Genomic DNA, 12,540 nt, shown 5'->3' with positions numbered 1-12,540 from the left:
ATTAAGATATTAAAGTGTTCAATCGGCTTGGTAAAACCCATGATCATGGAGCATCGACACCCTCGCATATAAGAATCCAGCTTAAGATGGACAGATGCGAAACCACACTGCTAGATGGTAGTCCATGTACTTAAGCAAACAGCCAGCCGGTTTGAAGTTAACTTCCATGTCAGGGGAACAGACTTATTATGAAGTAACCATTTCTGGTTCAACAGGGGGAAATAGAACTATTACCTGATTGACACTGGGACAATTATATCATGGGCTTAACTAAGCCTATTGAACAGATATTTATTAAGTTATCAAGGTACATTTAATGTATCTAAAATATTATACGAGGAGGATAAAAATATGTATGACAAGATATCACGATTACTCATGTTTGGGGATTTAACAGAGGATACAATTCTTTATCAGCTTGGAAAAACTATCGATATGGTAGAGTCTGGTGATTATAACAAGAGGGAAGCTACCCGCCAGATTAACGCAATTTCAAAGAGACTTCTTATGCTCGCAACAGATTATGGGTTTGACGATAATCTTTGGCATAATTATTTAACCTTCTACATTATTATGAATGAAAATCCATTTTCTTTAGTTACAGAAAAGACTGATGTTAAGCCTGGTTCTGTTAATCACTTAGTGGAAAATGATTTCAGAATTCTAAAAGAGCTTTTTGATTACGATTTTTCATCTTTGGAAAAGGAGCTAGGCATTGAGTCATTCTCCGTATTTACGAACTACAATTCTGTTAGAAAAAATGAGCAGATGTATAACCGTAATGTGAGTGAAAAAGTTAGAAAGCTATCAAAGGAGCTAGAGGCAGCGGAGGATGAAAGGGAATTCTTTAACGTAATTACGAATTTCTACAAGGCCTATGGTGTAGGCATGTTCGGCCTGAATAAGGCCTTTAGAATAGAGGAGATAGGCTTAAACGACATCAAGTTTGTTCCTATCAACAATATGGATGAGGTTGTGCTTGATGATTTGATTGGATACGAATATCAAAAGCAGCAGCTAATCGATAATACGGAGAGCTTTGTTGCAGGCAAAAAGGCGAATAATGTGCTTTTGTTTGGTGATAGTGGTACAGGAAAATCTACAAGTATTAAGGCAATTGTTAATCAGTACTATGATGATGGACTTCGAATGATTGAGATTTACAAGCATCAGTTTAGATATCTATCAAAGATTATAGCCAGCATTAAGAATCGTAATTACAAATACATCATCTATATGGATGATTTGTCATTTGAAGAGCATGAAATAGAGTACAAGTTCTTAAAGGCTGTTATTGAAGGTGGCGTTGAGACAAAGCCAGATAACATTTTGATTTATGCTACTTCAAACCGTAGACATTTAATAAAGGAAACATGGAATGATAGAAATGATCAGACCAACACTGACGACAGACATCATTCAGATACAGTTGAGGAAAAGCTTTCACTTGTTCATCGCTTTGGTGTAACCATCAGCTACTCAAAGCCAATGCAGAGAGAATATATAGATATTGTTCTTGGATTGGCTTCAAGAGCAGGCATCACCATGCCTCAGGAGGAACTTATTGCGAAAGCAAAGGTATGGGAAATGGAGCAGGGCGGTCTTTCAGGAAGAACAGCCCAGCAGTTTATATATCACATATTAGGCCAGCAGAATTAATTTGCCAGCTTGTTTTCTTTGAACATTTTCATCATCTCATTTGTGAGACTGTAGTCGAGGGGCTGTAATTCAATATCCTCTCGGCTCACCCACTGAGCATATTTCAGTTCTGATTCATCCATAGTGATGGTGTCGTCACCATCCACATCGCAGTAATATCCAAGCAGAATATCGCTGGCAATTCCCCAAGGCTGGGATTTGTAGTAGCGGATATTTTTAACCTTAAGTCCGGTTTCCTCCATCACTTCACGTTCAACAGTTTCTTCCATGGTTTCACCTATTTCTGTAAATCCGGCTACAAGAGCATTGTGAGCAAAACCAGTTTTGTATTTTGTGAGTAATAGCTTATCTCCATTTTTTACACCAACTATTACAGCAGGATTGATTCTAGGGTATCGTGTGCGGCCGCAGTTAGGGCAGACTAAAGCGCGCTCGGATTTTGAATGCGCATTCTTTGTACCGCATTTTCCACAGAATCTGTTTGCTTCATACCAGTCAATCAAATGGATGGCAGTGTATGCAGCAAAAACATAGTGCTTTGGATAGAGATACTCATTTCTGATTTGTCTCATTGTATAGAACTGAAATCCCTCAGGAAGTGAGGTAGTATCAGTATTGGTATCAGTGTTGTAATAGAAATTTTCTCCATCAATTTCAAAGAAGTATAAAGGCTTTAAATCTATTGAAAAGTCTTTCAGATGTGGGAAAGAAATAGTTTTGCTATCCTCATCCACTTTCAACAGGATTTTTCCGTCGCTATGAATAATAATTAAATCATCTGACTTAGGAATAGCGTCAGTTCTATAGCTATTGTTAAGTTTGCTTGGATATATATCTTGAATCATATGTACCTCCGAAAATTGATTTTGTACAATTTATTATGTGCTTAAACTTGAAAATGTCAATGATATTTTAGTATCACTGTGGTTATGGTAGAATATTATAAATTTGGAATAAACGGTGAAAGATATGATAAAAATTGAAAGTATAGATGATAGCAGAGTAGATATATTTACGAAGTACAATGAAGCTCAGCTGTATCATTATTATGAGCCGAATGGAGGCGTATTCATAGCAGAAACTCCAGAGGTAATAAAGAGGGCACTGGCTAGAGGCGCAGAGCCTATTGCTTTTTTAGTTGAGGAAAAGGCATATGAGTCACAGGTTGTGCAGGAGCTTTTAGCAGACCTTGATGAGGATGTGGATGTGTTTGTGGCAGAGCTTAATGTCATCAACAAAATCACTGGTTTTAACCTTACACGTGGCGTCCTTGCAGCCTGCAAAAGGCCTGATTTGCCTAGTGTTTTCGAAATCCTTCAGTCTTCAAAGCGAGTGGCAATCCTTGAGGATGTTATGAATCCTACAAACGTTGGCGCTATTTTCAGATCTGCTGCCGCATTAGGGTTTGATGGAATCATACTGACACATGACAGCGCAGACCCATTTTACAGAAGAGCTGCTCGTGTTGCTATGGGAACTGTGTTCCAGGTACCATGGACATATTTTGACAAGGGCTCCGATTATGTATCAGCTCTTAAAGGTGAGGGCTATTCAGTTGTATCCATGGCATTAAAGGACAATGCTATATCACTTGCAGAGCCAGTGCTGAAGGAGCAGGAGAAGCTTGCAATCGTATTTGGTACGGAGAGTACCGGAATCAAGCAGGAAACGATTGATGCATCAGATTTCGTTACAATTATTCCTATGTATCACGGCGTGGATTCGCTTAATGTTGCAGCAGCTAGTGCGGTTACATTTTGGGAGTTATGTAAAAGAGATTAATAGATTACAGGAGACTTGAGATATGGCTGGAGTTTTATATGGAATAGGAGTTGGTCCTGGTGATCCAGAACTGCTTACAATAAAGGCCGTAAAGGCAATCAAGGATGCAGATGTCATCTGTTTGCCAAGGGCGGAAAAGGATAAATGCAGAGCATATCAAATCGCTCTTCCAGTGGTTCCAGAGCTGGCGTATAAAAAAGTTATTAGCCTTGATTATGAAATGACAAAGGATGAGGCTAAGCTTAAGGAAATGCACGAAAGCTTTTATAGAAAGTATAAGGAGCTTTTATTTGAGGGGTATAGCCTGGCTTTTTTGACTATAGGTGACCCTACAATATACTCAACCTTTGGCTATATTATGAAGCTTGCTAAAAAGGATGGAATAGAAGTAGAAATAGTTAATGGCATCACTTCTTTTTGTGGTACGGCAGCTGCAGCAGGAATACTTATAAGCGAGGCAGATGAAAATGTGCATATCCTATCGGGCCAAGGCAATCTTGAGGATGAGCTGAAAATGTCTGGCACAAAAATAATAATGAAAAGTGGAAAGAATGTGGCAGCCATAAAGGAAAAACTTGTAGAGATGGAAAATGCCGGAAGTGTTAACGTATATGCGGTAATAGATTGTGGTATGGAAACAGAACAAATCTTTACAAGCGCCATGACTATTCCAGATGATTCTAGATATATGATGACAATTATAGTAAAAGAAAAGTAAGGTGGGTAGGAGAATAAGATGAAATTTGTAGTTCAAAGAGTTAATGAAGCATCTGTAAAAGTAGATGGAAATGTAATAGGACAAATCGGAAAGGGCTTTTTAGTTCTTATTGGTGTAGCAGATTCTGATACAAAAGAAATTGCAGACAAAATGGTAAAGAAGCTTTTGGGGCTTCGTATATTTGATGATGAAAATGACAAGATCAATCTTTCTCTTTCAGATGTGGGAGGGGAGCTTCTTTTAATTTCTCAGTTTACCCTCTATGCTAATTGCAAGAAGGGATATCGCCCATCTTTTACAGATGCTGGCGCACCGGATATGGCAAATGAAATGTATGAATACATCATTGAAAAATGCAAGGAACAGTTCCATGTTGAGACGGGAGAGTTTGGTGCAGATATGAAGGTGTCTTTACAAAACGACGGTCCATTTACAATCATTTTAGATTCGGCAGAAATCTGCTAAATTTTTAGTAATTTATAGGCCTAGAAGGCCTTGACTTGCTATCTGAAATTCTATAGAATACTAAATGTTCGCAGGAATGGCGGAATTGGCAGACGCGCAGGCTTCAGGTGCCTGTGGTAGCAATATCGTGTGGGTTCAAGTCCCATTTCCTGCAGCTTAGCCTCAGTTTTTACTGAGGCTTTTTTAATACAAAAAACGAGCGACACCAATTCGAAATCAACCGATTCCTAACTGGTGCCGCCCCTTAACATCGATCCCAATGGACTATACCTCTCTATCTAATATATTTTAAAAGTAATAATTGTCGCGTGGTTAAAAAATTAATTCTCTGGTGGACCATACCTCCAATCACTAGATTTTGTAGTTACTAAATTAATTCTCTGGTGGACTATACCTCCCTTTCTGCTTTTTTCTCTCTGTTATTTGATAAGTCTATTATACATCCTGGAAAAGAAATTGCAAGATAATATGCGAATTAATAATATATTTGTCAGAAATAAACATTAAAAGATTATGAATTTGTAGAAAATTACATCTTGAAATCTAAGTTAAAACCCGGAAGGCGGGGTGGAGTGGAAAAGAAAAAGGTCCAGTGGACCTTTTTCCCACGGAACCGACCGAATCGCCACTTGTGGCGATGAGACCTTGGACCCCGGGTCCAAGGAACTCATCGGCACATTTAGAAAGATAAACCAGTTGATTGGTTATATATGTATTAGAGAAGAATAAAAAAAGAGTAACCAATCAATTGGTTACTCTTTCTAAAAATGCGGAAGGCGGGACTTGAACCCGCACGCTCGCAATGAGCACAAGATCCTTAGTCTTGCTCGTCTGCCAGTTCCGACACTTCCGCGAACAAGAGATATACTATCAGAGTCTGGCCAACATGTCAACAAAAAAATCACATTTTTCTTGTAAGATTTTTTTAGAGCTAGTATAATGGATTGGAATAAATTGAATTGTGCGTAATTAAGGAGAGGCAACAATGGTATTTTCGATTATTGTAATCATACTGACAGTTCTTTATATTGCAGTTTTGGAGCTGTCTAAAAATATATTATTAGGTTGGGCGATTGGCATACTTGCAGCTATTGCAATGTTAGTAGCAAGGACAATGCTTATAAAAAGAGATTCATATAATATTAAGTCTATCATTATCATGTGGATTATATTTGTGGCCATATTGGCATGTAATTATGTGCTAACTGCGCCACCATACAAAAATGTTCCTGCTGTTGCAAATAAGAATCCTGACGTTACAGATGTTGTATTTGTTGAGCAGGGTGATTTGACTGGTGTATATAATGAGGACCACTCCGTAAAGGTATACGCTGGTATTCCTTATGCAAAAGCACCAGTAGGAGAGCTTCGTTTCAAGGAACCACAGCCGGCAGAAAGTTGGGATGGTGTAAGAGCATGCGATGAATTTGGCCCTATGGCAATGCAGGCTCGTACCAATCCTTTGTATGACAGTTTGTCACACATCCTTGGCTGGCATGACTATAGAGTGCAATTTGGTGATGAGTATCTTGAGGCGATGAGTGAAGATTGCCTTTATCTTAATGTCTTTGCTCCAGAGGAAGCTTCTGATGAGCCACTGCCTGTCATTTTCTATGTTCACGGAGGTAGCCTTTCTACAGGACAGTCTTCATATACAGAGTATCGAGGCGAGGACTTGGCGAAGAGAGGAGTTATTGTTGTAAACTTTGCCTATAGATTAAATGTTTTCGGATACTATGCAGCTGACGATTTGAAAGATGAATCAGCAAACGGGACTACAGGTAATTATGGATTGTTGGATCAGATAGCAGCTCTTCAGTGGGTTTATGATAATATCGAAGCATTTGGTGGTGATCCAAATCAAATTACTATAGCTGGTGAGTCGGCAGGTTCATCTAGTGTCAATGCAATGTGCGTATCACCTCTTACAGATGGATTGTTTAATTATGCTATTGCAGAGTCTAGCGGTATTCTTGCAAGAAAGCCTTTCCATACATTTAGAGATTATAGTGAGGCAGTAAAAGAAGGAGACGCTGTGCGCAAGGAGTTTGGTGTTGCATCATCTGCCGAACTGCGTGATATTCCAGCAGAAGAGCTTGTGAAGACATCAACTGACCAATCCGCTATGACTGTTGATGGTTATGCTATTACAGAGCAGCCTTACCTTACATATGAAAAGGGGCTAAACCATGAAAAGGCATTATTGAATGGCTTCAATGCCAAGGAATCAGATGCATTCTTGTTAACCACAAAAGCTACTAAGGAGAATTATGAAAAGCTGCTGGCAGAGGATTTGGTGTCTTACGCAGGGGACATGGCAAAGGTCGTTCCGGCAGATTCGCCACAGCGTGACCAGCATTTCATTGTTGATGCTATGGGAGATGCTAAGGGTGCTTTAAATATTAGTTATTCTGCGATATGGTTTAGCTACTCTCATTATCTATGGAATAACTATTTGGTGGAGCAGGGTGTTCCTACCTATGAGTATTACTTTACAAAGACAAATGATTCTTTATCTAATTATCATGCAGGCGAGTTGCCTTATGCTTATGGCAATCTTTGGAGACATCCAGGGTTGTATTCTGATGAGGATTATGCTCTGTCGGATATAATGCAACAGTATTGGGTAAACTTCGCCAAGACTGGCAATCCTAATGGCGATGGACTTCCTACATGGGAGATGAGAGATGAGAATCAGTCGAAGCTATTGCAACTTGATACCGAAATCAAGATGATAGACGATCCAAATAGCGAACTATATAAAATAATCGATAAATATCAAGCAACATTTAATTAAATTTATAGAAGAAAAAATAAAAGGGTTATTGTATACTAAATACGAAGGAAACTTTGGGAGAATACAATGACCTTTTTTGATTTGATTTTTATTTTTAGATTGGTACCAACCTTTTTGATTATATATTATATTTTGCCATGCAATTATCGTGCATGGCTTTTATTGGTTGCAAGTATAGGATTTTACTATATTAATGAGCCGGTGTATATTGCTGTAATTTCAGCGGCTACACTGATTAATTATATTTTGGCTAAACTTTTAACTAAGAAAAAATCCAAGATTATACTTGCATTCGGCGTGCTTATAAATGTTTCATGTCTGTGCTTTTTCAAAGGAGCATCTTCATTTGGTTTAAATATAGTTATTCCTCTTGGAGTTAGCTATTACATTTTCAAAATGATATCTTACCTGGTAGATTTATATAAAGGTAAAATTCAAAAGGTTGAGCTCAAAAACATGGCTAACTATTTTTTTATGTTTCCACAGATTATTTCGGGCCCAATTGCTCGATACGACTACGTAGAAAGCAATGTTTCCTGGGTAAAGAATGAAAAGTCTAAAAAAGAGAATTTCTGTGCTATCCTTTTACAAATAGAAGATGGTCTTAAGTATTTTGCCATGGGATTGTTTATGAAGGTGATGATTGCGGATCATCTTTCTGTTCTTTGGAATGATATTAAAACCATTGGCTATGAAAGTATTTCCACTCCTTTGGCTTGGCTTGGAGCATACAGCTATTCGTTTGAATTATATTTTGATTTTTGGGGCTATTCGCTGATGGCGGCAGGCCTAGGTGTGATGCTAGGATTCCCTTTCATTAGCAACTTTAATCAGCCATATTTTTCAAAGTCTATCTCAGAGTTTTATAGAAATTGGCATAGCACACTAGGCGCATGGTTTAGAGATTATGTTTATTTTCCTCTTGGAGGCAATCGCAAGGGCAAGCTTTGGACTGTATTTAACTTATTTGCCGTTTGGGCTCTCACTGGCCTTTGGCATGGTCAAACATACAATTTCTGGATATGGGCAGGAGCAATATTCTTGATTATTACAATAGAGAAGTTTATTCTTAGCAGATTTGAAAAGCTATTTATGGTGGTAGGGCGTATTAATGTAATGGTAATTATTCCTATTACATGGGTTGTATTTGCTATTCATTCCATGAAGGCCCTCAGAATATATATGTTAAGACTTTTCCCTGTGATAGATATTTCAGTTGCAGTAAATAAAAATGATTATCTATATATGCTTCAGGATTACTGGTTATATCTGGTGCTGGCAATTGTTTTTACTATTCCAGCATTAACAGGTTTCTATAAGAAGCATAAGAATAACGTATTTACGATATTTGTTATTTTTGCAATGTTTTGGATAAGCATTTTTAGTTTGGCTAATTCGGCGGGAAATCCATTTATGTATTTAAGATTCTAGGTGATGATATGAAAATAAACAGTATTTTATTGTTACTGCTTACAATTATTAGTGCAATTACTATTGCGATAGTTGGGATTGTTTTTAGAACTACCGTATATACGAAGTACTATACAAATCCTTATGAAACTACTTCTATTGGAGCTGTTTTTCAAGCAGCGTCAGATAACATTTTCCCATGGTCTAAAATAGAAGTGGAAGAAAAGAAGACAGTCACAGTTACTAAGAAAACAAATAAAAAGATTAATAAAATAAAGAAATATGTTTCTGTAGATAACAGTTATTTTGACGATGCGTTATTTATTGGTGATTCAAGAATGGTAGGACTTTCTCAGTATTGTCAGGATATTGATGCCAGAGCTACATTTTATGCAAAGAAATCCCTCTCTATATACAACATCAGGGATGATAAATGGATAGAAACTGAGGATGGTGAGGAAATCAGTTTAGCTGAGGCTTTAGAGACTAATCATTTCTCAAAAATATATATAATGGTTGGCATAAATGAGCTTGGAAGAGGAGATGAACTGGACTTCAGAGAAGCCTACCAAGATGTAATTAATCAGATACAGGCAGCTGAGCCGGATGCTTATATATTCATTAATAGTATCATGCATGTTTCTGGTGAGAAAAATGAGACAGATGAGTTGTACAACAACACCAATATTAATATTAGAAATGATGCTATTAAAACATTAGAAGATAGGCAAAACATCTTTTATCTAAATATCAATGAAGCAGTAGATGATGAGGAAGGAAATCTTGATGCTGAAACTACATCAGATGGAGTTCATTTAAAGGGAGCGTGCTACGAACCATGGCATGAATATTTACTTTCTCACGGTGTGGAATAATACACAAAATAAATGTGCAGAATTTTCAGATTTAGCACGTTAAAGTTAGACACTTTAATTTGCAAAAAAGCGTTGACTATTTAGAGATGCGATGCTATTATAATCAAGTCGTCAGGAACAAGTACTGATGCGCGGAAGTGTCGGAACTGGCAGACGAGCAAGACTAAGGATCTTGTGCTCATTGCGAGCGTGCGGGTTCAAGTCCCGCCTTCCGCATATTTAGAAAGAGTAACCAATTGATTGGTTGCTCTTTTTTTTATTCTTCTCTAATACATATATAACCAATCAACTGGTTACTCTTTCTAAATGTGCCGATGAGTTCCTTGGACCCGGGGTCCAAGGTCTCATCGCCACAAGTGGCGATTCGGTCGGTTCGGTGGGAAAAAGATCCACCGGATCTTTTTCTTTTTCCACCTCACCCCGCCTTCCGTAAGTTGAAAAAACTAAATAATTACAAGTCATATTTGGATTTTTGAGGATAATGTTGTATCCTTTTCTATAAAGAATACAACAAATCACAATTTATAGGAGAGACAACATGAGAGTGGCAATATTGGGTTTAGGTGTAATAGGAACAACATATGCATACGCTTTTCAAAAAGCGGGACATGAAACATTCCACATTTTGAGAGATGGTAAGAAAGAGATACCATCTGCAATCTCTGTTCATTTATTAGATGGGCGATATGAGAATAAAGGTGAAGAAAAAGATGGTATATACAATGTTTTACCTGCAAAAGAAAATGATGAATTTGATTTTATATTTGTTAGTGTAGCAAGTGGGAACCTTGGGAGTGCTTTAGATACTATTCGTAAGAGAAACATTAAAGGAACTATTGTGCTTTTTTGTAATTTTTGGAACAAACGTATAGAAGTGGAACAAATCATAGGGGATTTTAATTACGTTATAGCTTTCCCAACAGCCGGTGGGCATATGGAGAGTGATTGGATTCTTAATTGTGTGTTATTTGATCATATAATGCTTGAGGCTGAAGAAAAGACTAATATCGAAAATTACTCAGATTTAATCACTCTTTTAAATTCAGCTGATATTAAGCAAGAGATACCTTTTGACATGCTTGAGTGGATTTGGATTCATATGGCTATTAATGCGGGAGTGACTTCCACAGCTGGCAGAAATGGCGGACTTGATAATCCTAATAAATTGGCCAAGGATTTAATGAATGATTCTAAAGCACTTAAGCAAGCTGTAAAATCTATTCGCGAAACATTAAAAGTTGTAGAGGCCCGCGGTGTTAATTTGAACCTATATAAAAATGAACTTTTGCCATATAAAATTCCTGCTGGAATTGCTGGAATCGCAATGAAGAAACTGTTTTCATCCAATGAGCTTACCTCACGAATCATGACACTGCACAATGATGTTAATGATATTTTATATGGCTGTAAATGTGTGTATGATGAGGGAAAAAAACAAGGATTAGAACTTCCTATTTTTTATAAAAACATAGAACGCATTATTGCATAGAGAATCGGGATTTGTGTAGGACTCCTTTATAGAGAAAGAATCCCAACAACTTCAAATTTAGGGGCGAATCGATGATAATAAAGCAGCTAGAATACAATGATTGTAAGGGCAAGAAGTACAAAGCCAAGATACTATCTAATGAGTATTTGACCATAGAGCCTGAAGGCGACAGCTTTGACATTAAATGGATAAAGGTAAAAGAACCTCTTGTTAAAGAGTTAGAAGATGATATGTTATCGGAATGGCTGGATAATCCAGTGGCATATGGAGCTTTTGATTCAAATGGCAAACTCATTGGTTTTGTTGAGGGCTTTTTAGAAGAATGGAATAATCGATATCGCATTACTAACATCTGCGTTTTCGATTTAGATGCGAGGGAAAAAGGTATTGGCGGTAAGCTTTTAGATGTAATTATTGATGAGGCAATAAAAAGTAGAGCTAGAATGGTAGTGTTGGAGACTCAAAGTTACAATTCTAAAGCGATTACATTTTATAAGAAACATGGATTTGAGATAATCGGATTTGATCGATATGCTTATTCTAACCATGATCCGGAAAATCATGATATGAGAATAGAAATGGGAAGAAAACTATAAATCGGAATTTCTCGGGGAGGATATAATATGAATATAGTAATATATGGTTCTCAATATGGTACAGCAAAGCGATATGCTGAAGAATTATCAAATCGTCTTGGATTTGAGTTGAAATCATATGAGGAAGTGGCAGACGTCAATTTATACGATACAATTGTTTATGTTGGTGCATTATATGCTGGCGGAGTACTGGGGATGAAAAAGACATTTAAAGGCATGAAGGATAGCGATAGGCATACGATAGTAATTGCTACTGTGGGACTTGCAGATCCAACAGACAAGACGAATACGGACACTATAAAGAAGGGCATGAAGAATCAACTGCCAACAGAAGTATATGATAAAGCTTCTATTTTCCATTTGAGAGGTGGAATAGATTATTCAAAGTTAGGATTTAAGCACAAAACCATGATGGGAATGTTATATAAAAAAGCTGTAACACTGCCGGAAGAGAAGAAAACTTCTGAAGTAAGGGCAATGATAGAAACCTATAATAAACAGGTGGATTTTGTGGATTTAATCACGATAGAGCCAATTGTCAAAGCATGTTTTGAAATATAATTCCAGTTTGTTGAGAGGGAGGTTTTAAATGTCTTCAAGTAAAGATTATTTGGAATTCACTTTAGACCAGCTATCATCACTTGATGAAATTTCATACAAGGCAATGATGGGGGAATATATCATTTATTATCGGGGTAAGATTATCGGCGGAATCTATAATGATAGATTTCTTGAATAAGCTTTTGAAT

Annotated in this window: 11 protein-coding genes, 3 tRNA genes and 1 pseudogene; 13 read left to right on the top strand and 2 right to left on the bottom strand. The window is 37.2% G+C overall.

Features of this window, described 5'->3' with window-relative positions:
• Nucleotides 1-351: 351 nt before the first annotated feature.
• A complete protein-coding gene (locus BM102_RS10440) occupies nt 352-1,659 on the top strand; it encodes an ATP-binding protein (protein ID WP_090481782.1) in 1,308 nt (435 codons plus the stop codon).
• Here the strand turns inward: BM102_RS10440 and nudC are convergent.
• Nucleotides 1,656-2,504, bottom strand: a complete 849-nt coding sequence (nudC, locus tag BM102_RS10435) for an NAD(+) diphosphatase (protein WP_090481777.1) — start codon at nt 2,502-2,504, stop codon at nt 1,656-1,658. The genes BM102_RS10440 and nudC overlap by 4 nt on opposite strands.
• A 124-nt stretch (nt 2,505-2,628) precedes the next feature.
• Here nudC and BM102_RS10430 point away from each other — a divergent pair, with 124 nt between their 5' ends.
• The 4 genes from BM102_RS10430 to BM102_RS10415 all read left to right on the top strand — a co-directional run bounded on the left by BM102_RS10430 (nt 2,629) and on the right by BM102_RS10415 (nt 4,778).
• Nucleotides 2,629-3,441: a TrmH family RNA methyltransferase gene (locus tag BM102_RS10430; RefSeq protein ID WP_090481774.1), complete on the top strand. Its 813-nt coding sequence runs from the start codon at nt 2,629-2,631 to the stop codon at nt 3,439-3,441.
• Between the two features lie 22 nt (nt 3,442-3,463).
• Complete coding sequence (gene cobI / locus BM102_RS10425) at nt 3,464-4,159, top strand: precorrin-2 C(20)-methyltransferase (RefSeq protein ID WP_090481771.1); 696 nt, start codon at nt 3,464-3,466, stop codon at nt 4,157-4,159.
• Between the two features lie 18 nt (nt 4,160-4,177).
• Nucleotides 4,178-4,624 carry a D-aminoacyl-tRNA deacylase gene (dtd, locus tag BM102_RS10420; RefSeq protein ID WP_044938101.1) on the top strand — a complete coding sequence of 149 codons (447 nt, stop codon included), beginning with the start codon at nt 4,178-4,180 and terminating at the stop codon, nt 4,622-4,624.
• A 70-nt stretch (nt 4,625-4,694) separates the two neighbouring features.
• Nucleotides 4,695-4,778, top strand: a tRNA-Leu gene (locus tag BM102_RS10415).
• 614 nt (nt 4,779-5,392) lie between these two features.
• Here the strand turns inward: BM102_RS10415 and BM102_RS10410 are convergent.
• Nucleotides 5,393-5,477, bottom strand: a tRNA-Leu gene (locus BM102_RS10410).
• A gap of 132 nt (nt 5,478-5,609) precedes the next feature.
• Between BM102_RS10410 and BM102_RS10405 the strand changes: the two genes are divergently transcribed.
• The 8 genes and pseudogenes from BM102_RS10405 to BM102_RS10370 all read left to right on the top strand — a co-directional run.
• A complete protein-coding gene (locus BM102_RS10405; RefSeq protein ID WP_090481767.1) occupies nt 5,610-7,421 on the top strand; it encodes a carboxylesterase/lipase family protein in 1,812 nt (603 codons plus the stop codon).
• A gap of 66 nt (nt 7,422-7,487) precedes the next feature.
• Nucleotides 7,488-8,852: an MBOAT family O-acyltransferase gene (locus BM102_RS10400; protein WP_090481764.1), complete on the top strand. Its 1,365-nt coding sequence runs from the start codon at nt 7,488-7,490 to the stop codon at nt 8,850-8,852.
• A gap of 8 nt (nt 8,853-8,860) precedes the next feature.
• Nucleotides 8,861-9,706 carry a GDSL-type esterase/lipase family protein gene (locus BM102_RS10395; protein WP_090481761.1) on the top strand — a complete coding sequence of 282 codons (846 nt, stop codon included), beginning with the start codon at nt 8,861-8,863 and terminating at the stop codon, nt 9,704-9,706.
• Nucleotides 9,707-9,837: 131 nt separating this feature from the next.
• Nucleotides 9,838-9,922 (top strand) — tRNA-Leu (locus BM102_RS10390).
• 322 nt (nt 9,923-10,244) lie between these two features.
• Nucleotides 10,245-11,195: a ketopantoate reductase family protein gene (locus BM102_RS10385; protein ID WP_090481758.1), complete on the top strand. Its 951-nt coding sequence runs from the start codon at nt 10,245-10,247 to the stop codon at nt 11,193-11,195.
• A 71-nt stretch (nt 11,196-11,266) separates the two neighbouring features.
• The gene (locus BM102_RS10380; RefSeq protein WP_090481753.1) at nt 11,267-11,791 is read left to right on the top strand and encodes a GNAT family N-acetyltransferase; all 525 of its coding nucleotides are present in this window, start codon (nt 11,267-11,269) and stop codon (nt 11,789-11,791) included.
• A gap of 27 nt (nt 11,792-11,818) precedes the next feature.
• Nucleotides 11,819-12,352 carry a flavodoxin domain-containing protein gene (locus BM102_RS10375; protein ID WP_090481750.1) on the top strand — a complete coding sequence of 178 codons (534 nt, stop codon included), beginning with the start codon at nt 11,819-11,821 and terminating at the stop codon, nt 12,350-12,352.
• Nucleotides 12,353-12,380: 28 nt separating this feature from the next.
• Nucleotides 12,381-12,524 (top strand): annotated as a pseudogene (locus BM102_RS10370) (TfoX/Sxy family protein); the annotation flags it as partial.
• Nucleotides 12,525-12,540 lie beyond the last annotated feature (16 nt).

Source organism: Pseudobutyrivibrio sp. JW11, assembly GCF_900115355.1.
Classification (GTDB): domain Bacteria; phylum Bacillota; class Clostridia; order Lachnospirales; family Lachnospiraceae; genus Pseudobutyrivibrio; species Pseudobutyrivibrio ruminis.
Note: the sequence above shows the minus strand (reverse complement) of the source record. Positions and strands in the feature narration are given on the sequence as shown.